The following is a 25,782-nucleotide window of genomic DNA, read 5'->3' on the forward strand; positions in this document are numbered from 1 at the left end:
ATTGACAAGGTCAGGAAAGCGTCGTCCGCGCGGCACCGCCTGCAACAACGCAAGAATCATTCTTTCGGCGGCTCGGCGGGTACCGGTGCGCTGCCAAGCCCATTGAGGCTGCGTGCCCTGACGCGCGGCTTGAATGCGCGTCCTGGTTCCGGCATGCGCCGCAGCACGGGATGGACGACCGGCTCCTTCGCCTTGAAGGCATAGGCCTTGAGCAGCGCGAAATAGTTCGGATAGGCGTAGCCATTGTTCATCCGCAGCCATTCGTCACGGCGGTCGCGAAACACCTTCGGCAGCCTGTACCAGGCCACCGTCGGGCTCTTGTGATGGACGAAATGCAGATTGTTGTTGAGGAACAGGAAGGACAGCGGCGAGCGCTCGACGATGATCGTGCGGCCTTCCGGATGTTCAGACCATTGGTGCTCGGCGTAGGTGCGGATCGAAATCAGCGACTGCCCAAGCCACACCGGCACCAGAACGTAAAGCCACAACGGCATGCCGAAGCCGAACTGCACGACAGGCAGCACCACGACGAGGCCGATCGCATGCAGCAGCCATGCCTTGCGGATGGAATTGTCGCCCGCGGCAACCTGCCTGGCGTCGTCGATGAAAAAGCCGATGCAGGAAAGCCACGGGCCTAGCACCAAACGCCCGATCATCGTGTTGTTGACCTTCAGCAGGAATTTCATCGCCGACGGCAGCTCCTCGTGCTGCCAGAGCGCCTTGTAATAGCTTTCGGGATCGTCGAGCGGATCGGTCAGGCGCTCGTCCGCATGGTGGCGCAGGTGAATGGTCTTGAATCGGCGAAACGGCCAGACAAGGCCAATCGGCAGGAACACAAAGGCTTCGTTGAGCCGCGCATTCCGGGTTGGGTGGCCGTGCAGGACCTCGTGCATCAGCGAGGATTGCAGCGCCGCAATCAGGGTCAGAAAGGCGAGTGCCAGCAGCGGGTAGGATGGCCAGAGCAGAAAGCCGGCAGCGAGCCAGCCGCCGTAGCATAGAAGTGCGAGAAATACGGTCGGCCATTCGATGGTCGCTGCGCCGTGTCGCCTGTTGCCCATGCTCGTCATGCTATCGACCACTGCCTTCCAGTCGCCGGAACCCGTTTGATTCCTGACAACATTGTGTCAGGAGCGTTGCGTCGGCGCAACGCGATAAAGCGCACAAACTGTTGCGATTGCGCATTTTCAGCTGCATATGTTATGTATTGTAAACAAGCTCGTAGATTCATTTACGCTCGAAACGCCATGTAGACCGCTTCGGCGCAAAATTTTGCTCACGTAGGGAGAGTAGGGATTTGGACAAGCGCGACCTGTCGACGATCTTTCGCGAGCGCCTGAAAATGCTCTTGACAAGGTCCGATTTGAACCAGTCGGCCTTCGCCGCCGCGGTTGGCATCGACCGTTCGGCACTGTCGCAGCTGCTCTCCGGCGCCTCGACCCGCCTTCCCCGTGCTGAAACGCTGCTCAACATCGCCGCCGAATTCAAAGTCTCGCTCGACTGGCTGCTCGGCCTCAGCCACGATGAGGGCGTCACCGGTGAAATCCGCGAGAGCCTTGAGATCGAGGAGGCGCCGGACGGCTTCGACCGCACGCTGCTGGCTCGCTGGCATGCCGAGGCGGCGGGAACGAAAATCCGCTACGTGCCGGCCGGCATTCCCGACCTTCTGCGCACCGAGGCGCTTGTCGACTACGAAGCCGTCATCGCCAACAAGAGCCGCGAGGCACAGGCCGGCGAAACGCAGTACCGCATCGACTATAACCGCCGGCCCGAAACCGACATGGAAGTCTGTATGCCGCGCCACACGCTGGAGATCTTCTCGCGTGGGCTGGGCGTGTGGGACCGCTTTCCGGAGGCCGACCGCCACCAGCAGCTCCTCCATATGGCGACGCTGCTCGACGACCTCTATCCCACCTTCCGCCTGTTTCTCTATGACGGGCGGATGCGCTATTCGATCCCATACACCATCTTTGGACCCTATCGCGCCGCCATTTACGTCGGCGACATGTATCTGGTGCTGAACGCCACGCAGCCGATCCGCATCCTGACCAGCCATTTCGACAATCTGATCCGTGCCGCGGACGTCAACGCGCATGAAGCGGCCAGCTTCACACGAAAGCTGGCGGAGATGCGATTTTGACCGGTTGCTCTACGCGCCGACATTGACGGCACATAAAGAATTCTTTATATCCTTATCTCAGTTATTCTTCCGCGAAGGCGTATTTCACATGACCAATCCGATCGACGCTCTGCTTGCCGAAAAGGGCGTCCTGCTCGCCGATGGCGCCACCGGCACCAATCTGTTCGCCATGGGCCTTGAGGCCGGAGAGGCTCCCGAGCTCTTGAACGAGACCGCGCCCGACACCATCACCAGCCTGCACCAGAACTTTGTCGATGCCGGCGCCGACATCATCCTGACCAACTCTTTTGGCGGCACCCGCCATCGGCTCAAGCTGCACCACGCGCAGGACCGCGTCTATGCGCTGAACAAGCGCGCGGCCGAGATCGCAAGCGCCGTCGCCGGCAACGCTGGCCGCAAGGTGATCGTGGCCGGCTCCGTCGGCCCGACCGGCGAGCTGCTGGTGCCGCTCGGCGCCATGACCTATGACGAGGCGGTCGAAGCCTTTGCCGAGCAGATTGAGGGGCTGAAGGCCGGCGGCGCCGAAGTCGCCTGGATCGAAACCATGTCGGCGCCTGACGAAATCCGCGCCGCCGCCGAAGCCGCCATCCGCGTCGGCCTGCCCTATACCTATACCGGCTCCTTCGACACCGCCGGCCGCACCATGATGGGACTGCTGCCGAAGGACATCCACGGCGTCGTCGATGGCCTGTCGCAGACACCGCTCGGTGTCGGCGCCAATTGCGGTGTCGGCGCCTCCGACATTCTCGCGTCGCTGCTCGACATGACCGAGGCGAAGCCGGAAGCAACGGTGATCGTCAAGGGCAATTGCGGCATTCCCGAATTTCGCGGTGCCGAGATCTACTATTCCGGCACACCCGAGCTGATGGCCGACTATGTGCGCCTCGCCGTCGATGCCGGCGCCAAAATCGTCGGCGGCTGCTGCGGCACCTCGTTCCAGCACCTCGCCGCCATGCGCAAGGCGCTCGATGCGCACACCAAGTCGGATCGCCCGACCGTCGAGCAGATCGTCGAACGCATCGGCCCGATGCGCAACAAGCAGGCTACGGTCAATGCCGCCGAGACCAGCGAAGCCCGCCGCGAGCGGCGCCGCGGACGCGCCTGACGCTTTCGTCTGCGACATAGTCCGCGCGAAGCAGTGCGGCCGCGAAAAAAGGCCGGCAAGGTTTCCCTCGCCGGCCTGCCTCACCCGCCCGTAGGCCGGCTCCCCCTATCAGAACGATCCCATCTGAAAGAAACCGGCCGTCATTGCCACTACCGGTTACCGCCGAGCGCCGAGGCAAGGCGCACAAGCGAGAGGAACTCGGACCGGTATCCAAACGGGTCGGCTCCTCTGGCGGCGGTGGCAATCTCCATGATCTTGTCGTAGCCGAACTTCGCGGTCGCATCCTCGTCGCGCAGCTTCTGGCCGAAAGCAGCAACGGCAACGGAGAAACGCTGGTCGGTGCTGGCCTGGTCGAACGACGCCACCTCGTTGGCTGACGTTACCGGCGTGGTGATCAGCTTCGAGGTGTCCTCGTTCGGCAGCTTGTAGCGGATCTTGACGAAAGCATATTCGTCGGCATTGGCGACACCGCCATTGTTCACCGAGGCCTGGCCGTAGCGCAGCTGGTCGATCTGTTCGCCGCCGCTGCCCTTAGGCGTGATCTCGTAGATCGCGGTGACTGAATGACCTGAGCCGATCTCGCCGGCATCGACCCGGTCATTGTTGAAATCCTCTCGGTTCAAGGCGCGGGTTTCGTAGCCAATCAGCCGGTACTCCGAGACCTTGTTCGGGTTGAACTCGACCTGGATCTTCACGTCCTTGGCGATGGTGAACAGTGTCGAGGAGGCATCCTCGACCAGCACCTTCTCGGCCTCCGCCAACGTATCGATGTAGGCAGCAGTGCCATTGCCGTTCTGGGCGATGGTCTGCATCATCTGGTCGTTCAGATTGTCGCGGCCGAAGCCGAACACCGACAGGAATACGCCTGTCTTGCGCTCCTTTTCGATCAGCCGCTTCAGGTCGTCGTCGTCGGTCTGGCCGACATTGAAGTCGCCATCGGTGGCGAGCATCACCCGATTGATGCCGTCCTTGACGAAGGATTTCTGCGCCAGCCTGTAGGCTTCCTTGATGCCGGCCTCGCCTGCCGTCGAGCCGCCGGATGTCAGATTGTCGATGGCAGCGAGGATCTTGTCCTTTTCCGAAGCCTTGGTGGGCTCCAGCACGGTACCGGCATCGCCCGCATAGGTGACGATCGAGACGGTGTCGTCAGGTCTCAGCTTGTTGACCAGCAGCCGGAAGGCCGACTGCAGGAGCGGCAGCTTGTCCTGCTCGTTCATCGAGCCCGACACATCGATCAGGAAGACCAGATTGGCCCTGGGCTGCTCGGCCGGCTTCACGTCGAAACCCTTGATGGCGACATGCATCAGCCTGGTGTGCTCGTTCCACGGCGTCGGCATGACGCTGACGGTCGAGTTGAACGGCGTCGAGGCGGAGTCCGGGCCTTTCCAGTCATAGGGGAAGTAGTTGACCATCTCCTCGACGCGAACCGTGTCGGCCTGCGGGATAAAGCCTTCCTTCAGCGAGCGCCGGACGAAGGAATAGGAAGCGGTGTCGACATCGATCGAGAAGGTCGAGACCGGGTCTTCAAGTGCGGCATGCACGGGGTTGGTCTTGAAATTCTCGACACGGTCGCGGTTTTCCTCTTGCGGCAGCATCTGGTCGGCCGGCGCAGCGGCGGGCTGCTGTGCCATCAGCTTGGGCTCGGCAACCGTGCCAGGCATGCGTCCGACCCGCGCGCCGCCATCGACTGCCGGAGCCGCGGAGCTTGCACCCCCATCCAACGCGAACTCGCCGCTCTGCGCCGGTTCGGGTGCATTGCGGCTGAGCACATCCTGCTGCGTCAGCCCGCCGACCGCGGTCGATTCCGCCTTCGGCGGCGATGTCGGCGCCACAAGCGCCTCGCCGGTGTCGCGGCTTTCACTGTCGGCGTCCGCCTTCTTCTGCTTGTCCGCTTCGGCAACGACCGGCGGTTTGACGGTCGCCGGTTTGTCAGCCAGCGTTTCGGTGATCTTATCCCCGCCGAATTCGGGCCCGCCGAATTTGGATTCCCCCAGCATATAAATGGTAGCGTATCCGGCGATCGGCAGGGCAACGAGCCCGGCAATGGCCGGCGTGGCGAAGAGTTTCTTTTGCATGATTTCGCTCCAGAGCCTTTGTGCTCGCTCTGTGAGACGAAGCCCGCTCACCGATCCTTGGGCGCCCGGCAAAGTTTTTTCTTCCATGTCATAGGCGCGCAGCGCGGCCTGGAGGGCACGCGCCTTTGCGTCCGCGTCCGGCGCCGGTGCTGCGATGTCGCGCAGTCTGTTCAGTTCGTTGTCGTCGACCATGGTCACACTTCCCCGGCTGAACGCATCAGCGTCTTCAGCCGTTTCTTCGCTTCATGGATGTGCCAGGAAACCGTCGTCTCCGAGATCGCCATCGCCTCGGCGGCGGCGGCGTGGCTCAGCCCTTCGCCATAAACCAGCAGCACCGCATCGCGCTGCTTGTCCGGCAGCTTGCGCACCGCTGCCCAGAGCGCCTCGGCCGGGTCTTCCGGCTCAGCCGAGATTTCCCCCGAAATCAGCGCATAGGCGCCATAGGCCTCGGTCTTGACCGTCTCGCGGGCGGTCTTGCGCATCATGTCGCGCGCCGCATTCAGCGTCATGGTGTAGAGCCACGTCGTGAAGGCACCGCTGCCGTGATAGTCGCGGATCGCCCGCCCGAGCCGGACGCAGACTTCCTGGGCGATGTCCTCGGCGTCGGCCTTTTTCCCGCACCAACGATAGGCGGCGCGATAGACGAAACCATAGTGCCTTTCGAGCAACTTGCCGAAAGCACCCCGGTCTCCGCCCTTCGCCCGTCCGATCAGTTCGGCGTCGGAGGCTTCGCTTTCGTCCAGCATCATCGCCATCATTTGCCTGTTGGACGAAGGCTAATGGCGGTTCCTTGGGGCGATGGAAAGAATTTTTTGGCGGGCGGTCACGTCGTAATGGTTGGCGTGCCTTGGCCGAGCGTCTCCGCAAACAGCGTCGTCAGCCGCTTCCAGTGGCGTTCGGCGCCGGCTGCATCGAAGGCACTATGGTCCGGCATGCACCAGCCATGCGTCACACCGGCATAGTTCTCTATGACATGGTCGACCTCGGCGGCGCGCAGTGCTTCGGCGAGCCGCGCCGATTGCTCCGGCGGAAAGCTGCGGTCCACACCGGCAGTGCCGATATAGATCCTTGCCTTGATTGACGCTGCCTTCCGGTACGGACTGTCGGCGGCGTCACCGGCCAGATTGCCGCCGTGGAAACTGGCAGCGGCGGCGATGCGGTCGGAATAGGTGGCCGCGGCGTTCAGCGCCCGCGCTCCGCCCATGCAGTAGCCGACAATGCCGACCGGCCCGGTCAGGCCTTGCGCAGCGAGCGCATCGAGGAAAGCGCCGCTGTCGCGGATCGTCATCTCCTGGGTCGTGCCGCCGACGAGACCTGTGATTGCGGCCTTGCTCCTCTCGTCACTGAACGCAGTCTTGGCTTCGAAAGGGCCGTAGGGCGCGTTGCGGTAAAAAAGGTCCGGCACAAGCACCGCATAGCCCTCGCCCGTAAGCCGCTCCGCCATCTGATCAAGCGCCGGTCGCGGACCGAAAACGTCCATGTAGAGGATGATCGCTGCCTTGGCTGGGGCCGCCGAACGGAACAGCCGGGCCTTGGCAATGCCGTCGCTTGTCTTGATCTGCATCGCTTGCGTGGCCATCATCCGCTCCGTTGATCTGACGTGCGATAGATACCCGCGGTGACCGTCGCGGCAAGCTGTAATGAGGCGATCTGCTTCAAGATTTCGTGCGGCATTCGGCGACGCTACAGACGCGCGAATGCTGCCATGTGAAAGGCCTGAACCTCGGCCGGATAGCGATAATCGGTACCGTAAGGACAGGCGTTGCGTTCGAGGCAGCCGCCGGTCCGGCAGGGCGCGCCGTTTTGCCCGCGCACATGGGCCAGACAGGTTTCATGTGCAAAACCATTCGCAGAATAAGCCTCGACCGGACAGGATTTCAGGCAAGGTTTTTCCAAACATGTATCGCAAAGGTGAATCACGTCGTGGGGTTCTTGGAGCGCAATCTCATTTTCGAACAGCAGCGCGCCGCGATAGGCATGCCAGAGCCCGTATTGCGGATGCATGAGAATGCCGAGCGGTGACGGCTTCAGCCCCTCCGCACGTATCGCCCATTGCTGGAACGGCAGATAAGGCCTGTCGGACGGTGACACGGCGCGCGCCCCGAATTTTCCGGCCACCGCGCCGATCACTTCGCGAGACCATCTGTCGAGCGGATCGTCGATCGGCTGTGACTGTCTTTCCAGCCAGCGCAGGAAATGCGGCCATGGCGCAGCGCCCGCCTGCCCCACCAGCAGAACGGATCTGGCGGCAGCGCCGGAGAGACCGGAGGGTGTTTCTTCACCACCTGCAAAATTGAAGCCGCCGCGAAGCATGAGGCCGGAGGCGGAAAGCGCTGCCGCGATTGTTTCAGTCATGCCGCGCTCGGGATCATCCCTTCTTGTCCGGGTCGGAGAAGGCACTCCGCCAGACTTCCTTGTGGATGATGTTGGCGACTTTAGCCCCGCCTGATTCGGGCTCCTTTCAGGTGAAGGCGTCGGCCATCGACGCCTTCTTCCTGGCGATGAAGTCCTTCAGCCCGTCGTCGATGCCCGGGTCGAGATACGGCGCCTCGTAGCTCTCCAGCCAGCGGCGGGCGAGCTCGTTGGCGCGCTGGGGTGCGGTTTTTTCGCCTTCCGCCAGCCACTGCTCGTAGGAATTGTTGTCGGCGATGTTGGAACGGTAGAACGCGGTCTGGAAATTGGCCTGGGTGTGATCGCAGCCGAGATAATGGCTGCCCGGGCCAACCTGGCGGATGGCGTCCATCGCCTGGCCGTTTTCCGACAGGTCGACGCCTTCGGAGAACTTCTGCGTCATGCCGAGCTGGTCGATATCCATCATGAATTTTTCGTAGCAGGAGGCGAGACCGCCCTCGAGCCAGCCGGCCGAATGCAGCACGAAATTGGTGCCGGCGAGGATCGTCGAGTTCAACGTATTGGCGCTCTCGTAGGCGGCCTGCGCATCGGGGATTTTTGAAGCACAGAGCGAACCGCCGGTGCGGAACGGCAGGCCGAGCCTGCGGGCAAGCTGTGCGGCGCCATACGAGACCAGCGATGGCTCCGGCGTGCCGAAGGTCGGCGCGCCCGACTGCATCGAGATCGACGAGGCGAAGGTGCCGAACAGCACCGGCGCACCCGGCCGGATCAGCTGCGTGAACGACGCGCCGGCCAGCACTTCGGCCAAAACCTGCGTCAGCGTACCGGCGACCGTCACCGGGCTCATCGCACCGGCAAGGATGAATGGTGTGACAATGCAGGCCTGGTTGTGGCGCGAATAGACCTTCAGCGCTCCCAGCATGGTTTCGTCGAAGACCATCGGCGAGTTGGCGTTGATCAGGCTGGTCAGCACCGTGTTGTTCTCGACGAAATCGTCGCCGAATACGATCTTGGCCATTGCCACCGTATCTTCGGCGCGCTCGGGCGCGGTAACCGAACCCATGAACGGCTTATCCGAATATTTGATATGGCTGTAGACCATGTCGAGATGGCGCTTGTTGACCGGCACGTCGACCGGCTCGCAAACCGTGCCGCCCGAATGGTGGATCGACGGCGCCATATAGGCGAGTTTCACGAAATTCCGGAAATCCTCGATCGTCGCGTAGCGCCGGACGCCGTCGAGATCGCGCACGAAGGGCGGTCCATAGACCGGCGCGAACACTGTCGCGTTGCCGCCGATCTGCACCGAGCGCTCGCCGTTGCGGGCGTGCTGGGTATAGACGGACGGAGCGGTCTTCAACAGCGAGCGGCAGAGGCCCTTGGGGAAATGCACCCGCTCGCCCTTGACGTCGGCGCCCGCCTCTTTCCAAAGCTGCAGCGCCTCGGCGTCGTCGCGGAAGATGATGCCGATCTCCTCCAGCACGGTGTCGGTGTTCTTTTCGATCAGCGCCAGCCCTTCCTCGTCCAGCACTTCATAGACGTTGATCTTGCGCTTGATATAGGTGAGCTGTGTGCCGGGGCCGCCGCCCGAACGCGCAGCCCGTCGGGCTGCGGCGCCACCGCTGGCAGCGCGCCCGCGCCGTGCGTTTGACGCTTCCTGATCGACCGGCGCGTTCTCACTCATAATCGTTCTTCCCTGGCTTTCGTTCTGGCCTGATTTACTCCGGCCGGGCTCTTGAACCGGCCTGAAATCCGTTTGCGGCCGCATATTGCGGTCTCTGGCCGGATCGTAGCCATGCACCCTATTCGAAACGGCCCGCCAGCGCCAACGCCTGTCGCAAAATCGACAAGAATTCCAAGAGATTTACGGTCGCTTTCGTTTTGCGGGAAGTCGCAAATCAGCTATGGACAACCGGCCCGTGCGGGTTAGGTATTGACGCGATATTTTTAAGCTGCCGCAACAGTTGTAGCCGGCAAGGAGCCTGAGAAAAAATGGCCGACGACGAGATCATCCTTTCGGAACTCTCCGACGACGAGTTGGTGCAGCAGATGCACGACGATCTTTATGACGGGTTGAAGGAAGAAATCGAGGAAGGCACCAATATCCTTCTCGAGCGCGGCTGGGCGCCTTACAAGGTGTTAACCGAGGCTCTGGTCGAGGGCATGCGCATCGTCGGCGAGGACTTCCGCGACGGCATCCTGTTCGTTCCCGAAGTGCTGCTGTCGGCCAACGCGATGAAGGCCGGCATGTTCATCCTGCGTCCGCTGCTTGTCGCCACCGGCGCGCCGAAGCAGGGTAAGATGGTGATCGGCACCGTCAAGGGCGACATCCATGACATCGGCAAGAATCTGGTCGGCATGATGATGGAAGGCGCCGGCTTCGATGTCATTGACCTCGGCATCAACAATGCGGTCGAAAAATATCTCGATGCCATCGAAAAGCACCAGCCCGACATCATCGGCATGTCGGCGCTGCTGACGACGACCATGCCTTACATGAAAGTCGTCATCGATACGATGAAGGAAAAGGGCATTCGCGATGACTATGTCGTGCTGGTCGGCGGCGCACCGCTCAACGAGGAATTCGGCAAAGCCGTCGGCGCCGACGCCTATTGCCGCGACGCCGCGGTGGCGGTCGAGACCGCCAAGGACTTCATGAAGCGCAAGCACAACGTCCGCGCTTCGGCCTGAGCCAATAAGTCCGGCACCGACGAGAAAAGCCGCGCCTTGCAGTGCGGCTTTTTTATTCCCAAATATTTAGAGCCGTGCGGATCAGGGTTTCTTGACGGTATCGTCAACAGCCTTCGCAGTGGATTTGATATCCTTACCGACGCCGCGCACCGTGTTGGCGCAGGCCGAAACAGCCAAGGCGCAGGCGAGAATAGCGATTGGCGCGACGCGGAACAATTTCATGAATGGTGTCTCCCTCAGGATATAAATTCGCTGGACAGCAACGAAGATGGATTAGACTGGTTCCATGACTACCGCGCGAAAACAACAATCCGATCAAGGCGACAGGCTGCTCGTCATCGCCTGCGGGATGATTGCGCGCGAAGTTTTGGCGGTCAAGGAGCAGCTCGGGCTCGACCATCTCGACCTGACCTGCTTGCCGGCGGAGTTCCATTTCTATCCGGACCGCATCGCGCCGGCCATGGACAAGGCTATCGAGAAGGCCAAGACCGACGGCTACAGACACATATTCGTCGGCTATGCCGATTGCGGCACGGGTGGCCTGCTCGACCGGATCTGCGAGAAGCACGGCGTCGAGCGTATGGCCGGGCCGCATTGCTTTGCCTTCTACCAGGGCATGGATGCCTATGCGAAGGTCGCCGATGACGACATGATGTCGTTCTACATGACCGATTTCCTCTGCCGGCAATTCGATGCCTTCTTCATGAAGCCGCTCGGTCTGGACAAGCACCCGGAGCTGATCAAGGACTATTTCGGCAATTACGAGAAGCTGATCTATATCGCCCAGACCGACGACCCGGAACTCGACAAGGTCGCCGAAAAGGCGGCGAAAATGCTCGGCCTCGCTTATGAGCGGCGCTCGACCGGCTATGGTGACCTGACGAAGGAACTGGCCAGCGCTGCAATCCTGGCTTGACGATATTTCTAGGCAAAGCGTTCTTCAGCTTCGAGCCCGGCGAGCACATCGGCAAAGCTCGTCTTGCAGACGAAACCCAGCCGGTCCCTCGCCCGCGACGCATCATAGACCCGGTCGATCGACGAAAACATCGTCCAGCCTTTCTTCGTGTAGAGTGCCGGATAATCCGGAAAATAGCGCGCGACGACCGACGGCGCGTCGGCGATCAAGGCCGCGCAATCTTCGGGCTGGAAAGGCGTCGGTGCCGAGATGATGAAAGTGTCGAAGCCCAATTGCGGCGCTTTCTCCAGGGCAGCGATGTGGGCGTCGGCTGCGTCCTCCACCGTCAGCCGGCGGAACAACAGCTCATTGGCCTTGGTGTTGGCATCCGACTGTTCGATCACGTGCGCCGTGTCGTCCGCCTCGGGAAAAAACCGGGCGGTGCGCAACACGATCACCGGCAGGCCGAACTGCAAATGATAGAGCCGGCAGAGCTGTTCGGCTGAAAGCTTGGTGACGCCGTAGATGTTGCGCGGTTCAGGCGACATGTCTTCCGTCAGCCATGCCGCCTTGCGCGCCCCGCCGGTGAAGCCGGTGCGTATGGACTCGGAAATCATCAGCGATGTCGTCGACGTAAACACGAAGCGCTGAACGCCAAAAGCTGCTGCCGCATCGAGCAGGTTGAGCGTGCCGCGCACATTCGTCTCGACGAAATCCTCGTTGCGATGACGTTCGATGTCAGGCTTGTGCAGCGCGCCGCTATGGATGATGGCCTCGATGCGGTTCTCCTCGACCGCCCTCATGACCAGGTCGCGATCGGCGACAGAGCCGACGATTCGCGTTTCCGAGGATGGGACGGGATCGAGGCCGGTGACGTCATGACCAAGAGCCCGCAGCCGCGGCGCCAAGGCGCTGCCCAGCCAACCGGACGATCCCGTCAGCAAGATCCGCATTCTTTCCACCTCGTTTCTGCTGTCGATGCTCAGGCACGGATGACAGAACGCGGCGAAACATTAAGGTATGCGCCAGACAAGAAAACAGCCTGCTCCAGCCATCAAAAGGGAAACGCCACCGATGATCGCTCGCCTCATGTTTGCCGCAGCAACTGTCCTCTGCTTGACCATGCCCGCGTTCGCCGATGGCGAGGTGCAGAAGCTGATAACGGCTGCCGACAAGGCGCGGCTCAACAAATATGGCGAGACGCGCAAGGCAGCGCTTGACGAGGCGAAGGCCGGCGATCCCGCCGAGGTCAAGCAGCTCGACGCCTTGCTGGCAAAGCCGCTGGTTCCCTTCTCTGACAAGGACCTGACCGGCAAATGGCAATGCCGCACCATCAAGGCCGGCGGATTGAGCCCGCTCGTCATCTATGGCTGGTTCAAATGCAAGGTGAGTGACGACGGTTCCGGCTGGAGCCTGGAAAAGATCACCGGCTCGCAGCGCACCAAGGGCCGCTTCTTCGACGATGGCGAGAAACGCGCGATCTATCTCGGTTCCTTCCACGTCAACGACGATCCGGCAAAGCCCTACGGCAGCGGCCCGGAAAGCGATCAGGTCGGCTATGCCTTCCGCAACAGCGCCAGTGAATGGCGCATCGAGTTCCCGGCGCCCTATTATGAATCGAAGCTCGATATCCTCGAATTCAAGCGCTGAGCCCCGATCACCAGGGGTTAACCCGGTCAGCCTAGCATTCGCGCGCAAAGAACAGGTTCTTTGCGGGAGGTCGCAGAGCATGGCACTGTCGAAAACAAACCAACGGCCGATCGTCGTCGTCACCGAAGGCGGCCCGCATATCTGGGCGATCGTCAACGCCGTCGCCGATCAACTCGGCCCGGTCAGCGTCATCCTCGAAGCTCCTGAATCCAAAAAGCAATTGCTTCTCGCGCGGGCGCGGCGGCAAGGCTGGACCTCGGCCATCGGTCAACTCGGCACGATGGTGCTGACGCGCTTCGGCAAGCGCTTCTTCGCCGGCCACGCAGCACGGCTTGCCGCCGGGCAGAAGCTGCAAACCGAACCGAAGCCTGGGCAAAAGATCATTTATGTCTCGTCGGCCAACGCGCCGGAGTGCCTGCAGGCGATCGCGGAAATCCAGCCGGGTGTGGTGCTGCTCGCCGGCTGCCGCTTGCTGTCGCGGCAGACGCTGGCGAAAATCCCTTGCCCGGTCCTCAACTACCATGCCGGCATCGCCCCGAAATATCGTGGCATGAACGGCGGCTACTGGGCGCTGGCTTCAGGCGATGCGGAGAACTTCGGCACCACCGTGCATCTGGTCGACGCCGGCGTCGACACTGGCGGCGTGCTGCGGCAGACGCGTGGCAAACCGCAGCCGGGCGACACAATTTCAAGCTACGCGTTGCGGCAGGCGGCCTTCTCGCGCGACATCTGCGTCGAAGCCGTCAGGGATGCGCTGGCCGGCAAGGTCGGCACGGTGGATCCCGGCCTGCCTTCGAAACAATGGTATCATCCGACGGTATGGTTTTATCTCTGGACGGGGATAAGGAACGGCGTCTGGTGACGCGCCGATTTACCGGACAGCCACCCGCCACTAACATTGCATCATGAGCGACATCGACCACCGCACCATCATTGCCGGCCTTTCGGTCGAGGACCGTCGCGACCTCACCGCCAGGCTGGACGGACCCGGCATTATCCGGCTGGCCGTCCATGGCGGGCTGGTTGTCGTGCTGGGCGCGCTGATCGCCGCCCGCATCCCGTTCTGGCCGCTTCTCATCTTGCCGCAGGGAATCCTGATCGTCTTCTTCTTCACGCTGTTGCATGAGACCATCCATGAAACGGCGTTCAGAACGGCGTTGCTCAATCGCACCATCGCCACCGTGGCCGGCTTCCTGATCCTGCTGCCGCCGGCATGGTTCCGCTACTTCCATTTCGCCCACCACCGCCACACGCACGACCCGGACAACGACCCCGAACTCATGGCCCCGAAGCCGGAGACCATCGGCCAGTACCTGCGTTATCTCTCCGGCGGCCCCTACTGGAGCGGCATGGCCCGCGTGGTCATAACCAACGCGGCTGGCCGCAACCGCGACGGTTTTGTGCCGGAAAAGGGCCGCGCCAAGGTGGCTGCCGAAGCACGGCTGTTCCTGATCGGCTATGCGGTGTTGCTGGCCGCATCTCTCGCCATACAGTCGGCGCTGCTGTTGTGGGTCTGGATCGTGCCGGTGCTGGTCGGACAGCCGTTTTTGCGTGCCTACCTGCTGGCCGAGCACGCGTTGTGCCCGCATGTCGCCAACATGCTCGAGAACACCCGCACCACCTTCACCACAAGGCTGGTGCGCTTCGTGGCTTGGAACATGCCGTACCATTCCGAGCACCATTCCTATCCGGCCGTTCCCTTCCACCGCCTGCCGCGCTTCCATGACATCGTCGCGGAGCATTTACGCACGACCGAACGAGGTTACGTGCGCTTCCACAGGAAGCTGGTCGGCAGCTACGATGGCCGCGCCGGCTGACCAGTGCTGGAAGAAACTCCGCTTTCAACCGCGGCCGTCGATTGCGTCGCTTTTGAAGGCCCCCGCGTCGTCCCATAACAAGCAGCCCAACAGCGCTTCCGGCAATGCTCGAAACCACTGCATTGGCCAAAAGATCGGAATCGATCTTCGGAGAGCACGATGCAGCGGAGTTAAATGGTAGAGCATCGTTTGTGCGTCCGATTGGACGCACGGCGCTCTGCAGGAGCAGGAAATTATGGCCGATCTGATCGTCGTCTACTGGCGCGACATCCCCGCCCAGGTCATCGTCAAGAAGGGCCGGCAGAACGCCAAGCGCGAACTGCCGCTGCGCTTCACCGAGGCGATCGACATGTGCGCCATGCGCACCGGCGCTGGCGGCACCGACGACTATCTTGCCGAATGGCGCAAGGCAGAACCCCTCCCGGTCAGTGACGATCTTGAAGCCGAGGCCGAGAAGGCTCTTCAGGAACTTGATGCGAAATACGACCGTGAGCGGCTGGTCGCTCTGGTCAAGGCGGGGGGCAAAGAAAATGTCTGATCCCCAATCAATGCCGGCGACGACGGCTCAAGCCGGCGTGACCCAGGCGACCATCGTCAAGAAGGCGGCGCCGAAATCCGACTACAAGCCGGCCGACGTGTCGCCACAGCGGCGTGTGCAGCGGTCGTTTGCGGTGCGGCTTTGGTCGGTGCGGCATTCGCGGCTGCTCGAATGGTTCTACGCCAGGTTCGCCGACATATTCCTGGCTCTCCACCCGCTATGGAAGGGCATCGGCTACAGCCGGGTCGAAGGGCCGGTGAAATTCGTCGAAAAGCGCGTCAAGGGATTCATGTTCGACTGCCGCATGTGCGGCCAGTGCATCCTTTCCTCGACCGGCATGTCGTGCCCAATGAACTGCCCCAAGCAATTGCGCAACGGCCCTTGCGGCGGTGTCCGCGCCAACGGCAATTGCGAGGTCGAGCCTGACATGCCTTGCGTCTGGGTCAAAGCCTGGGAAGGCTCGCGGAACATGGTGCATGGCGACAAGATTTTGGAAGTGCAGAAGCCGGTGGATCAGTCCTTGCGCGAAACCTCCGCCTGGCTGCGGGTCACCGCGCAGGCCGCGGCCGCCCGCAATGCGGCCCGGAATACTACGAAGACCGGAGCGTCGGCATGATCGGCCGTCAGCCAGACGAGAATCCGGCCGGCATCCATTTGCCGCTCGATCCCCTGCCCGGCCACACCTCGCGTGGCCGGCTGGAACGCGTCCTCAGGCGCGGCGAGTTCGCAGTGACGACCGAGCTCAATCCGCCTGACAGCGCCGATCCGGAAGACGTCTACAACCGCGCCAGGATTTTCGACGGTTGGGTCGACGCCATCAATGCCGTCGACGCTTCCGGCGCCAACTGCCACATGTCGTCGGTCGGCATCTGCGCGCTGCTGACCCGCATGGGCTATGCCCCGATCATGCAGATCGCCTGCCGCGACCGGAACCGCATCGCCATCCAGGGCGACGTGCTTGGGGGTGCTGCGATGGGCGTCGCCAACATGCTGTGCCTGACCGGCGACGGCGTGCAGGCCGGCGACCAGCCCGGCGCCAAGCCGGTGTTCGATCTCGACTGCATGTCGCTGCTCGAAACCTGCCGCGTTATGCGCGATAACGGCAAATTCCTGTCCGGCCGAAAACTCACGACGCCGCCGCAGCTTTTCCTTGGCGCGGCCATCAACCCGTTCGCGCCGCCGATCGATTTCCGGCCCTATCGGCTGGGCAAGAAGATCGCCGCCGGGGCACAGTTCGTGCAGAGCCAGTACTGCTTCGACGTACCGATGTTCCGCACCTACATGCAGAAGGTCCGCGATCTCGGCTATACCGAGAAATGTTTCATCCTGTGCGGCGTCGGGCCGCTGGCCTCGGCCAAGACGGCCAAATGGATCCGCTCCAACGTACCGGGCATTCACATTCCCGATCAGATCGTCAAGCGCCTGGAAGGCGCCCAGGATCAGAAGAAGGAAGGCAAGCAGCTCTGCATCGACATCATCAATGAGGTGAAGGAAATTCCCGGTGTATCCGGCGTCCATGTGATGGCCTACCGCCAGGAAGAATACGTCGCCGAGATCGTCGACGAATCCGGCGTGCTGAAGGGTCGCCGGCCGTGGAAACGCGAAATCCGCCGCGACGACCAGCTCGTTGCCGACCGGCTCGACCACATACTGCATGACGACCTCACTGAAACCCAGGTCGACATGGTCAAGACCGCGCATTGACAGCGCGAATCGTCAGCATTCGCTTGATCAGAAACAGATAACGATATAAAGAACTCTTTATATCACGATGGAGAGATTTCATGACCCGCACCATCGTCGCCTCGGCGACACGAGAAATCATCATCGGCTTCGATCAGCCCTTCTGCGTGATCGGCGAGCGCATCAATCCGACCGGCCGCAAAAAGCTGGCCGCCGAAATGATCGCCGGCAATTTTGAGACCGTCATCAAGGATGCGCTGGAGCAGGCCGCCTGCGGGGCGACCATGCTCGACGTCAATGCCGGCGTCACCGCAGTCGACCCCAACGCCACCGAGCCGGCGCTGCTGGTGCAGACGCTGGAGATCGTGCAGGGCCTGGTCGACCTGCCGTTGTCGATCGACTCCTCCGTGACTGCGGCAATCGAAGCGGCGCTGAAGGTCGCCAAGGGCCGGCCGCTGGTCAATTCCGTCACCGGCGAGGAGGAAAAGCTCGAAGCCATCCTGCCGTTGATCAAGAAATACAACGTTCCCGTCGTCGCCATTTCCAACGACGAGACCGGTATTTCGATGGACCCCGATGTGCGCTTCGCCGTCGCCAAGAAGATCGTTCAGCGCTGTGCCGACTTCGGCATTCCGGCGCATGATGTGGTCGTCGACCCGCTGGTCATGCCGATCGGCGCGCTGGGCGATGCCGGCCGCCAGGTATTTGCCCTGCTACGCCGGCTGCGCGAGGAGCTCAAGGTCAACACCACCTGCGGCCTCTCCAACATCTCGTTCGGCCTGCCGCACCGTCATGGCATCAACGCCGCCTTCATCCCGATGGTGATCGGCGCCGGCATGACCTCGGCGATCATGAACCCGGTGCGGCCGCAGGAAATGGAAGCGGTGCGCGGCGCCGACGTGCTGAACGGCACCGACGAGAACTGCACCAACTGGATCAGGACCTACAAGGACTACAAGCCTGCTGAAGGCGGCCAGGCCGTTGCCGCCCGGACGCAGGTCAACGCGCCGGGCGATGGCAATGGCAATGGCGGACGCAGGCGCGGCGGCCGCGAAGCGCGTATGGCCCGGGGTTGAGCCAGGTCTTGGCCGACACGATATGGGGCCTAGGACTGAGGAGGAACCGAGACACAGCGGCATCGCTGCCGTGGCCAAGACCCGAGCTGCGTAGAAAGTAAAGTCTGGAACGTATGAACTCTCCCGTCAACATCACCGATCCGCTCGTGCTGTTCATGCCGTCGGGCAAGCGCGGGCGGTTTCCGGTCGGCACGCCGGTTCTGGATGCCGCGCGCCAGCTCGGTGTCTATGTCGAGAGCGTGTGCGGAGGGCGTGCCACTTGCGGGCGTTGCCAGATCGAGGTGCAGGAAGGCAATTTCGCCAAGCACAAGATCGTTTCCTCCAACGATCACCTCTCGCCCAAGGGCGCCAAGGAAGAGCGCTACGAGCGCGTACGCGGCCTGCCCGAGCGCCGCCGGCTGTCCTGCTCGGCGCAGATTCTCGGCGATCTCGTCGTCGACGTGCCGCAGGACACCGTCATCAACGCGCAGACCATCCGCAAGGACGCCGACACCAGGGTCATCGCCCGCGATGCGGCAATCCGCATGTGCTATGTCGAGATCGAAGAACCCGACATGCACAAGCCGCTCGGCGACCTCGACCGTCTGAAGATCGCGCTGATGAAGGACTGGGGCCTCAAGAGCCTCGATTTCGATTTCCATCTGTTGCCGCAGGTGCAAGGCATTTTGCGCAAAGGCAACTGGACCGCGACCGCCGCCATCCACAAGGACACCGACAGCGAGACCGCACGGGTCATCGCTTTGTGGCCCGGCCTCAAGAACGAGGCGTACGGACTTGCCTGCGATATCGGCTCGACCACGATCGCCATGCATCTGGTGTCGTTGCTGTCGGGCCGCGTCGCCGCCTCGTCGGGCACATCCAATCCGCAGATCCGCTTCGGCGAGGATCTGATGAGCCGTGTCTCGTACGTGATGATGAACCCGGACGGCCGCGAAGGCATGACGGTCGCCGTGCGCGAGGCCATTTCGGGGCTTGTGGACAAGGTCTGCACCGAAGGCAACGTCCAACGCAACGACATCCTGGATTCCGTGTTCGTCGGCAATCCGATCATGCACCATCTGTTCCTCGGCATCGATCCGACCGAGCTCGGCGGCGCCCCCTTCGCGCTAGCCGTCTCCGGCGCCGTGCACATCAAGGCATCGGATATCGGTTTGAAGCTCAACCAGGGCGCCAGGCTCTATATGCTTCCTTGCATTGCCGGCCATGTCGGCGCGGACGCTGCCGCAGTGACGCTGTCGGAAGGGCCGCACCGCCAGGACGAGATGATGCTGATCGTCGATGTCGGCACCAATGCCGAGATCGTGCTCGGCAATCGCCACCGGGTCGTGGCGGCCTCATCGCCAACTGGCCCGGCCTTCGAAGGTGCGGAAATCTCCGGTGGCCAGCGCGCCGCACCGGGTGCCATCGAGCGCGTCCGCATCGATCCTGAAACGCTGGAACCGAAATACCGCGTCATCGGCTCGGAACTCTGGTCCGACGAGCCGGGCTTCCTCGACAGCGTGCAGGCGACCGGCGTCACCGGTATTTGCGGCTCCGGCATCATCGAGGTGGTCGCCGAGATGTATCTCGCCGGCATCATCTCCGAGGACGGCGTCGTCGATGGATCGCTGAGCGGCCACTCGCCTCGCGTCGTCGCCAATGGCCGCACCTTCTCCTATGTGCTGAAGGAAGGCGAGCCCAAGATCACCATCACCCAGACTGATGTGCGCGCTATCCAGCTTGCCAAGGCCGCCCTTTATGCCGGCACCAAGCTTTTGATGGAAAAGCAGCACACCGATCATGTCGACCGCATCCACTTCGCCGGCGCATTCGGCTCGTTCATCGACCCGAAATACGCAATGGTGCTGGGCCTGATTCCGGATTGCGACCTCGACAAGGTCTCGGCCGTTGGCAATGCGGCCGGTGCCGGTGCCCGCATGGCGCTGTTGAACCGTGGCTATCGCCGCGAGATCGAGGAAACCGTTAGCAAGATCGAGAAGATCGAGACGGCGCTGGAGCCGAAATTCCAGGAACATTTCGTTTATGCCATGGCGCTCCCGAACAAGATCGACCCGTTTCCCAAGCTGTCGGCGGCGGTGAAACTGCCGCCGCGCAAGACGGTGAGCGAAGACGGCATTGCCGGCGACGCTGCCCCGCGGCGGCGTTCGCGCGAAGGCCACGCCGCGCGGCGCGGGCGGGGATGACTCGCCTCCGATAGGCCGTCAGACCTTCCATTTTCATTTGTATGCAAATGTTTCCAGATCGCGCCGATCTGGAAACGAAATCGCGTTTTCGTGAAATCCGCCAGATACATAGGCGGAGCATTTAACCGGCATCGAACGGCAGGCGGAAACAGTTTTCGGCCACCGCAACGCTCCAAGGAGATCAAGATGTCGATGTTCGAAAGCTTCGGCCGCTATGGTGCGGCCTTCAAGAAAACACGCGAAGCGCGCAAGTCGCTGCGCATCCTCAACAGCTTGCCGCCTGAGATCCAGAAGGACATTGGCTGGCCGGTGTCGCCGCGTTCGAGCGAAGGGCAGCCGTCGGTCGGATGGGGCACGCAGCGCGGATGAAATTCATCGACAAATGCAAGCTGTTCGGTATTCGCCGGAGCCGCAATGCGGCTCCGGCTGCACCCAGCAATTGGCTGCGCGCCGCGTTGCTGCCGCGGCGTTGAGCTGCGCCGGTAGGCCAGAGACTTCATGGCCGGATGCTTTGTCGACAGCTGGGATCAAACGACCGTGTTGAGATTGCATCAATCTTGACTTTTTTGGTGGCGACACAATCTTCGAAATAGTCGGGGGTTCTCTTAGTCGGCTCAGCCGAAGTCCGTGTATCTGCATGCCCAGTCTCAAAAGCCACGTCGTGTCGTTCGTCCTCAGGTACAGCCGCAAGAAGGCGTTTTCCAGCCCCGAGAACCTGCAGCGCTGGATCGCCTATGCGCGCAAGACGGAAAACCATCAGCCGCCTGCGTCGCTGCGGTCGCGCCTGGAGATCACAACCCGCACGATCAACGGCTTTCCCGTCTACGAGATCGCTCCCCAGGCTGGTGAGCGGAGGCGGATTCTCTACCTGCACGGCGGCGCTTATGTCTTTGAAATCACACCCTATCATTGGCGGCTGATCGCCGACATGGCCGACCGCCTCGGGTTCGGTATCACCGTGCCGATCTATCCCATTGCTCCCGAACACGACTTTCACGCCATGTTCGGCATGGTCGGCGCCGTCTACTGCCAGATGTTCGGCGAAACCAGGGCGACTGATATCATCTTCATGGGCGATTCCGCCGGCGGAAACATGGCCGTCGTGCTGACGATGATGGCTGCGCAAAATGGCTTGCCCTTGCCATCACGCCACGTGCTGATTTCGCCCGGTCTCGACGTGTCGCTCGCCAACCCAGAAATGTATGAGGCCGAACGCAACGATCCGTGGCTGGGCATTGCCGGCGGCCGCGAGGCGATCCGGCTTTACAGCGCCGGCATAGATCCCACCGACTGGCGCATCAGCCCGGTTTACGGCGACCTGTCGGTGCTGCCCAAAACGCTGCTGCTGACCGGTTCACGCGATCTGCTCACCCCCGACAATCTGATCTTCGCGGAAAAGGCACGCGCGGCCGGCGTCGAAATTGAGGTCGTCCACGAGCAAGGCATGTTCCATGTCTGGCCGTTGATCGACATGCCGGAGGCGCGACGCGCGCGGGACAGCATAGTGGCCTTCTTGACCAACGAAACTGACAGTTATCATGCCAAGGCAGGAGAGTTGTGGCTGCAGAGGACAGACCGCGACGGAACCCCTCGCGATCTGGTTGCGCCGCTCAGGTCGTAGTTTGGCTCAGAACTTCCCAGTTTCCCTGAACATCTCAAACGTCGCGCGGATATGGTCGGCGACTGCCTTCACCGGCGCGCTGGCGTCCGGCGTCACCACCATGGCGAGGTTGTAGGTGCCGATGTCAGGCATGCCGTCCTTCGGGCACAGCTCGACCATGTCGCTGCCGAGGAAGGATTTCGGCAGCGGCGCCACCGCAAGATCCGCCATGATCGCGGCGCGCTGGCCGGCCGTGTGCGCGCTCATATAGGCGATACGGTAGTTGCGGCCCTCGCGGCCAAGCGCCTCCAATGCCCCTGCCCGCCAGGCACAGCCCTCTTCCCACAATGAGACCGGCAGCGGCTCGCGCAGATGCGCGCAACCGCCCTTGGCACCGGCCCAGACGATCGGCTCTGTGAGCAGCACTTCGGCGCCGATCGCGCTGGTCTTGTAGGAGTTGGTGAGCAGCGTGATGTCGAGCGCCCGGTCGTCCATGCGCCGGCGCAGATTGACGCTCTGGTCGATGGTGACGTCGACCGCGATCGATGGATGCGACTGTGCGAACCGCTTCAGCACATGCGGCAGCACACGTTCGCCGTAATCGTCCGGCGAGCCGAGCCGCACCACCCCGACAATGTCTGGAATGATGAACTTCGACACCACCTCGCGATTGATCGACAGCAGCCGGCGCGCATAGCCGAGCAGCATCTCGCCATCGGTGGTCAGCGTCACCGAACGGGCGTCGCGCGCGAACACCGAGCGGCCGAGAATGTCCTCCAGCTTCTTGATCTGCATGGAGACGGCCGACGGCGTGCGGAAAACCGCATTGGCCGCAGTGGTGAAGCTGCCGGTCTCGGCGATCGCGACGAAAGTGCGCAGAACATCCAGATCGAGCAGCGGCAGCGGATGATTGAGTGGGGCGTTCATGGCAAGCGACCTTCAATTTTTCTGATGCAAACCATCATTCCATTTCGTTTGATTGAACATCAGTTTGGGAGGATAGTCAACTCCATCGAAGGCAGGACGCATCGAAGTGGTCCCGAAACAACCATGACACGGACCTGCAATCGACACGAAATGAAGCTGAAACAAACCCGGTGTACCGCCTGACGCTGCAAGCGCCGGGACAACCTGGCCCAACGCGAAGGAGAATGAGATGTCTATCCTGTCATCCATCGGTCGGATCGCGACCGAGTTCAGCGAGGCCCGTGCCCGCTACCAGACGGAACGCGCCATCCGCGCGCTGCCGATTGAACTGCAGAAGGATATCGGCTGGCCCGAAGCTGCCGATGCTAAGGCCGGCACTCGCCATGGTGTGGGATCCTGGGCTGGAGCAAAGTAAACCGTGTGTATCAACAGCTGAAGGCCTGCCGCGCAGATCAGCCCGGCAGGCCTTTTTGTTTGTACTCCAATGATTTTCCCGAGCCATGTCGCCGTCGCATGCCGCATATGAGCAAGTCGCATAGCAGCCCGCACTGGCAATCAACACATTGTAAATAATCGAAAATCCGGGGCAGAATGCCCAAATTTGTCGCATTCCGTGTCGCTTTTCATATCAAGTGCTTCGCTTTTGCGATTTAGTTTCCCCTCACGTAAGCCTATATCATCATCAACAAACGAGCTGCCCCACTCCATCAAGCGAAGGCGACCCGTCTGAGCAACCGAATGGAGATGATCATGAAGCTTTTTGCCCGCCTCTTTGCCCGTCGCGAAATGAACCTGACGACCGCGCTCGAGCGCCAGCGCCTGGCCAACACCATGCCTGGCCAGACCGGTGCCATGGCTGCCGCGCGCCTCGGCTTCGTCGCCTGAGACGCGGCAATCCCGGCGGAAGCAGCCTAGCGCTGCTTCGAAGTCGATCCAGCGCCGCTTCGGTTTTGCCGAGGCGGCGTTTTCGTGTGCGCAGACTGCGTAGGCTCGTTTGCTCGATCCGGCGGCATGTCGCGTCCTTCGCCGCATAGCGATTGCCCATTTGCGACCCGTGTCGCAAATAAAGTCGCTCCGTTGCCATCTAGCCAATTGACAGGAAACGTCTTTCCTGATGTCGCTATGCTAATCGCGACATCCTGTTCGCGCCATTGCAGCGTGAGGATCTACCCGTGAACGTCGTAAAGCACCCGATCCGGCGATCGTTCGTATTCTTCCTGGTCCCCGATTTCACCATGATCGCCTTCGCGACGGCGCTCGATCCATTGCGTTCGGCCAACCGCATGCTCGGCTATGAAGCCTATCGCTGGCGGCTCGCCAGCATCGACGGCAAGCCGGTGCGCGCCTCGAACGGCGTCGAATGCGCCGTCAACACCTCGCTGGAGGAAGAGCGCAAGAAAATGTCCGGACCGGACCGGCCGAACATGGCCATCGTCTGCAGCGGCATCAATGTCGAGCGCTACCAGAACAAATCGGCCTTTGCCTGGTTGCGCGAGGAGTACAATCGCGGCGTTGCCGTCGGCGGCCTGTGCACCGGCGCGCATATCCTGGCCGCCGCAGGCCTGCTGTCCAACAAGCGCTGCGCCATCCATTGGGAGAACCTGCCGGGCTTTTCCGAGGCGTTCCCCAAGGCCAATGTCTTCGCCGACCTCTTCGAGATCGACCAGAACATCTACACCTGCGCCGGCGGCACCGCCGCGCTCGACATGATGCTGAAGCTGATCGGCGACGATTTCGACGAAAGCCTCGTCAACCGCGTCTGCGAGCAGGTGCTGACCGATCGCGTGCGCAGCCCGACCGACCGCCAGCGCCTGCCGCTGCGCGCCCGCCTTGGCGTGCAGAATTCCAAGGTTCTGACCATTATCGAGCTGATGGAAGCCAATCTCTCCGAGCCGCTCTCGCTGATCGAGGTCGCCGACCATGTCGACCTGTCGCGCCGGCAGATTGAGCGCCTGTTCCGCACCGAGATGGGGCGCTCCCCTGCCCGTTACTATCTGGAGATCCGCCTCGACCGCGCCCGGCACCTGCTGATCCAGTCGTCGTTGCCGGTGGTCGAAGTGGCGGTCGCCTGCGGCTTTGTTTCCGCCTCGCATTTCTCCAAATGCTATCGCGAGTTGTACGCCCGCTCGCCGCAACAGGAACGCGTCGACCGCAAGCAGCTTCTGGCGGCTTGATCCAGCACGTTTCGCGGGCGCGGCCGAAATTGTCATGACATTGTCTGGCGAAATGTGGTATCCCTCAATCGAGAGGTACCAATGACGACCAGAACCACCAGATCGGAAAAACTGGACTTGCGCCTTACCCCCCAGGCAAAGCGTACACTCGCAACCGCCGCCGCGACTGAACGCCGTTCGCTCAGCGATTTCGTGCTTGAAAGCGCGCTTGCACGAGCCGAAGAAACATTAGCCGACCGGCGCAGCTTCCATCTCGACGCCGAAAAATGGGTCGCGTTCATGGCAGCGCTCGACGCGCCAACGCGTGATCTCCCCCGCCTCAAGCGCCTATTGAACGAACCAAGCATCTTTTCCGGTCGCGATCCAGCGTGAGCGAATTCCAGATCGAGAAACTGGCCCGCAAGCATTTGGTGGACATGTTCGACTGCGGTGAAGAACCGCTCAATCGCTTTCTCGTACGCTATGCATTCCAAAACCAGCAAGCCAATGCTTCGCAGACCTACATTGGTCTCTCTGGCGAAGATGTGATCGGCTTTTATACCCTGGTCGTTGGTGAAGTTAAATATGAGGGTGCGCCCGAGCGATTGACGAAAGGTCTCGCACGCCATCCGGTGCCTGTAATGCTGCTGGCGCGTCTTGCGGTCAGTCTGGACTGGCAAGGCAAAGGCGTCGGCGGCGGACTGTTGCGCGATGCCGTCCTGCGCAGTTTGCAGGCGGCCGATATTGCAGGTATCCGCGCGGTCGTCGTCCACGCCAAGAACGACGGCGCCCGCACGTTTTACGAGCGCTACGGATTCGCGCAATCGCCGACGGACCCGCTGCATCTTTACGTGCTTATCAAGGACTTACGAAGTCTCTGAGCCGTTCAGGCGCCTTGCT

Annotated in this window: 28 protein-coding genes; 19 read left to right on the plus strand and 9 right to left on the minus strand. The window is 61.9% G+C overall.

Features of this window, described 5'->3' with window-relative positions; all coding sequences use genetic code 11:
* Window positions 1-56: 56 nt before the first annotated feature.
* On the minus strand, window positions 57-1,067 hold the full coding sequence (locus tag NKJ73_RS07910) for a fatty acid desaturase (protein ID WP_352568940.1): 1,011 nt from the start codon (window positions 1,065-1,067) through the stop codon (window positions 57-59).
* Between the two features lie 227 nt (window positions 1,068-1,294).
* On the opposite strand from NKJ73_RS07910, the gene NKJ73_RS07915 reads away from it, so the two are divergent.
* Together NKJ73_RS07915 and bmt are read left to right on the plus strand one after the other, a co-directional pair.
* The gene (locus NKJ73_RS07915) at window positions 1,295-2,137 is read left to right on the plus strand and encodes a helix-turn-helix domain-containing protein (protein WP_352454605.1); all 843 of its coding nucleotides are present in this window, start codon (window positions 1,295-1,297) and stop codon (window positions 2,135-2,137) included.
* Window positions 2,138-2,225: 88 nt separating this feature from the next.
* On the plus strand, window positions 2,226-3,242 hold the full coding sequence (bmt, locus tag NKJ73_RS07920; protein WP_352568941.1) for a betaine--homocysteine S-methyltransferase: 1,017 nt from the start codon (window positions 2,226-2,228) through the stop codon (window positions 3,240-3,242).
* Between the two features lie 149 nt (window positions 3,243-3,391).
* On the opposite strand, the gene NKJ73_RS07925 is transcribed toward bmt, so the two are convergent.
* The 5 genes from NKJ73_RS07925 to NKJ73_RS07945 form a co-directional block, all read right to left on the minus strand.
* A complete protein-coding gene (locus NKJ73_RS07925) occupies window positions 3,392-5,509 on the minus strand; it encodes a vWA domain-containing protein (protein ID WP_352568942.1) in 2,118 nt (705 codons plus the stop codon).
* Window positions 5,510-5,511: 2 nt separating this feature from the next.
* The gene (locus tag NKJ73_RS07930; protein ID WP_352452095.1) at window positions 5,512-6,072 is read right to left on the minus strand and encodes an RNA polymerase sigma factor; all 561 of its coding nucleotides are present in this window, start codon (window positions 6,070-6,072) and stop codon (window positions 5,512-5,514) included.
* A 68-nt stretch (window positions 6,073-6,140) separates the two neighbouring features.
* On the minus strand, window positions 6,141-6,896 hold the full coding sequence (locus tag NKJ73_RS07935; protein ID WP_352568943.1) for a dienelactone hydrolase family protein: 756 nt from the start codon (window positions 6,894-6,896) through the stop codon (window positions 6,141-6,143).
* Window positions 6,897-7,000: 104 nt separating this feature from the next.
* Window positions 7,001-7,630, minus strand: coding sequence for a hypothetical protein (locus tag NKJ73_RS07940; RefSeq protein WP_352568944.1), 630 nt, complete (start codon window positions 7,628-7,630; stop codon window positions 7,001-7,003).
* A 148-nt stretch (window positions 7,631-7,778) separates the two neighbouring features.
* On the minus strand, window positions 7,779-9,353 hold the full coding sequence (locus tag NKJ73_RS07945; RefSeq protein ID WP_292654762.1) for a trimethylamine methyltransferase family protein: 1,575 nt from the start codon (window positions 9,351-9,353) through the stop codon (window positions 7,779-7,781).
* A gap of 308 nt (window positions 9,354-9,661) precedes the next feature.
* On the opposite strand from NKJ73_RS07945, the gene NKJ73_RS07950 reads away from it, so the two are divergent.
* Entirely contained in the window at window positions 9,662-10,360 is a 699-nt protein-coding gene (locus NKJ73_RS07950; protein WP_023676506.1) for a cobalamin B12-binding domain-containing protein, read from the plus strand.
* Window positions 10,361-10,441: 81 nt separating this feature from the next.
* On the opposite strand, the gene NKJ73_RS07955 is transcribed toward NKJ73_RS07950, so the two are convergent.
* Window positions 10,442-10,582: an entericidin A/B family lipoprotein gene (locus NKJ73_RS07955; RefSeq protein ID WP_023676507.1), complete on the minus strand. Its 141-nt coding sequence runs from the start codon at window positions 10,580-10,582 to the stop codon at window positions 10,442-10,444.
* A 64-nt stretch (window positions 10,583-10,646) separates the two neighbouring features.
* Here NKJ73_RS07955 and NKJ73_RS07960 point away from each other — a divergent pair, with 64 nt between their 5' ends.
* The gene (locus NKJ73_RS07960) at window positions 10,647-11,276 is read left to right on the plus strand and encodes a DUF1638 domain-containing protein (protein WP_352568945.1); all 630 of its coding nucleotides are present in this window, start codon (window positions 10,647-10,649) and stop codon (window positions 11,274-11,276) included.
* Between the two features lie 8 nt (window positions 11,277-11,284).
* Here NKJ73_RS07960 and NKJ73_RS07965 read toward each other — a convergent pair whose 3' ends face one another.
* Window positions 11,285-12,208, minus strand: coding sequence for an NAD-dependent epimerase/dehydratase family protein (locus NKJ73_RS07965; RefSeq protein WP_352568946.1), 924 nt, complete (start codon window positions 12,206-12,208; stop codon window positions 11,285-11,287).
* Between the two features lie 121 nt (window positions 12,209-12,329).
* Here NKJ73_RS07965 and NKJ73_RS07970 point away from each other — a divergent pair, with 121 nt between their 5' ends.
* The 10 genes from NKJ73_RS07970 to NKJ73_RS08015 all read left to right on the plus strand — a co-directional run bounded on the left by NKJ73_RS07970 (window position 12,330) and on the right by NKJ73_RS08015 (window position 21,823).
* Window positions 12,330-12,905 (plus strand): DUF4893 domain-containing protein, encoded by a 576-nt coding sequence (locus NKJ73_RS07970; protein WP_352568947.1) that lies wholly within the window; start codon window positions 12,330-12,332, stop codon window positions 12,903-12,905.
* Between the two features lie 79 nt (window positions 12,906-12,984).
* Window positions 12,985-13,767: a formyl transferase gene (locus tag NKJ73_RS07975; RefSeq protein ID WP_352568948.1), complete on the plus strand. Its 783-nt coding sequence runs from the start codon at window positions 12,985-12,987 to the stop codon at window positions 13,765-13,767.
* 43 nt (window positions 13,768-13,810) lie between these two features.
* Window positions 13,811-14,722 carry a fatty acid desaturase family protein gene (locus NKJ73_RS07980; protein ID WP_352568949.1) on the plus strand — a complete coding sequence of 304 codons (912 nt, stop codon included), beginning with the start codon at window positions 13,811-13,813 and terminating at the stop codon, window positions 14,720-14,722.
* A 235-nt stretch (window positions 14,723-14,957) separates the two neighbouring features.
* Complete coding sequence (locus tag NKJ73_RS07985; RefSeq protein ID WP_352452105.1) at window positions 14,958-15,260, plus strand: virulence factor; 303 nt, start codon at window positions 14,958-14,960, stop codon at window positions 15,258-15,260.
* A complete protein-coding gene (locus tag NKJ73_RS07990; protein WP_352568950.1) occupies window positions 15,253-15,876 on the plus strand; it encodes a methylenetetrahydrofolate reductase C-terminal domain-containing protein in 624 nt (207 codons plus the stop codon). Before NKJ73_RS07985 ends, NKJ73_RS07990 begins: the two co-directional genes overlap by 8 nt.
* The gene (locus NKJ73_RS07995) at window positions 15,873-16,964 is read left to right on the plus strand and encodes a methylenetetrahydrofolate reductase (protein WP_023676515.1); all 1,092 of its coding nucleotides are present in this window, start codon (window positions 15,873-15,875) and stop codon (window positions 16,962-16,964) included. Before NKJ73_RS07990 ends, NKJ73_RS07995 begins: the two co-directional genes overlap by 4 nt.
* Before the next feature lie 80 nt (window positions 16,965-17,044).
* On the plus strand, window positions 17,045-18,019 hold the full coding sequence (locus NKJ73_RS08000; protein WP_352568951.1) for a methyltetrahydrofolate cobalamin methyltransferase: 975 nt from the start codon (window positions 17,045-17,047) through the stop codon (window positions 18,017-18,019).
* A 113-nt stretch (window positions 18,020-18,132) separates the two neighbouring features.
* The gene (locus NKJ73_RS08005; protein WP_352452107.1) at window positions 18,133-20,202 is read left to right on the plus strand and encodes an ASKHA domain-containing protein; all 2,070 of its coding nucleotides are present in this window, start codon (window positions 18,133-18,135) and stop codon (window positions 20,200-20,202) included.
* Window positions 20,203-20,388: 186 nt separating this feature from the next.
* Window positions 20,389-20,571 carry a hypothetical protein gene (locus NKJ73_RS08010; protein ID WP_352454618.1) on the plus strand — a complete coding sequence of 61 codons (183 nt, stop codon included), beginning with the start codon at window positions 20,389-20,391 and terminating at the stop codon, window positions 20,569-20,571.
* A 268-nt stretch (window positions 20,572-20,839) separates the two neighbouring features.
* Window positions 20,840-21,823: an alpha/beta hydrolase gene (locus NKJ73_RS08015; RefSeq protein ID WP_352454619.1), complete on the plus strand. Its 984-nt coding sequence runs from the start codon at window positions 20,840-20,842 to the stop codon at window positions 21,821-21,823.
* 6 nt (window positions 21,824-21,829) lie between these two features.
* Here the strand turns inward: NKJ73_RS08015 and NKJ73_RS08020 are convergent, their stop codons facing one another.
* Entirely contained in the window at window positions 21,830-22,729 is a 900-nt protein-coding gene (locus tag NKJ73_RS08020; protein WP_023676521.1) for a LysR substrate-binding domain-containing protein, read from the minus strand.
* Window positions 22,730-22,958: 229 nt separating this feature from the next.
* On the opposite strand from NKJ73_RS08020, the gene NKJ73_RS08025 reads away from it, so the two are divergent.
* The 5 genes from NKJ73_RS08025 to NKJ73_RS08045 all read left to right on the plus strand — a co-directional run bounded on the left by NKJ73_RS08025 (window position 22,959) and on the right by NKJ73_RS08045 (window position 25,763).
* Window positions 22,959-23,144, plus strand: coding sequence for a hypothetical protein (locus NKJ73_RS08025; protein ID WP_352452109.1), 186 nt, complete (start codon window positions 22,959-22,961; stop codon window positions 23,142-23,144).
* A 335-nt stretch (window positions 23,145-23,479) separates the two neighbouring features.
* Window positions 23,480-23,614 carry a hypothetical protein gene (locus tag NKJ73_RS08030; protein ID WP_013894968.1) on the plus strand — a complete coding sequence of 45 codons (135 nt, stop codon included), beginning with the start codon at window positions 23,480-23,482 and terminating at the stop codon, window positions 23,612-23,614.
* Between the two features lie 350 nt (window positions 23,615-23,964).
* On the plus strand, window positions 23,965-24,903 hold the full coding sequence (locus tag NKJ73_RS08035) for a GlxA family transcriptional regulator (protein ID WP_348625928.1): 939 nt from the start codon (window positions 23,965-23,967) through the stop codon (window positions 24,901-24,903).
* 81 nt (window positions 24,904-24,984) lie between these two features.
* Window positions 24,985-25,275, plus strand: a complete 291-nt coding sequence (locus NKJ73_RS08040; RefSeq protein ID WP_352477597.1) for a type II toxin-antitoxin system TacA family antitoxin — start codon at window positions 24,985-24,987, stop codon at window positions 25,273-25,275.
* A complete protein-coding gene (locus NKJ73_RS08045) occupies window positions 25,272-25,763 on the plus strand; it encodes a GNAT family N-acetyltransferase (protein WP_352568952.1) in 492 nt (163 codons plus the stop codon). Before NKJ73_RS08040 ends, NKJ73_RS08045 begins: the two co-directional genes overlap by 4 nt.
* The last annotated feature ends 19 nt before the right edge of the window (window positions 25,764-25,782 follow it).

Source organism: Mesorhizobium sp. M0074, assembly GCF_040322975.1.
GTDB lineage: Bacteria > Pseudomonadota > Alphaproteobacteria > Rhizobiales > Rhizobiaceae > Mesorhizobium.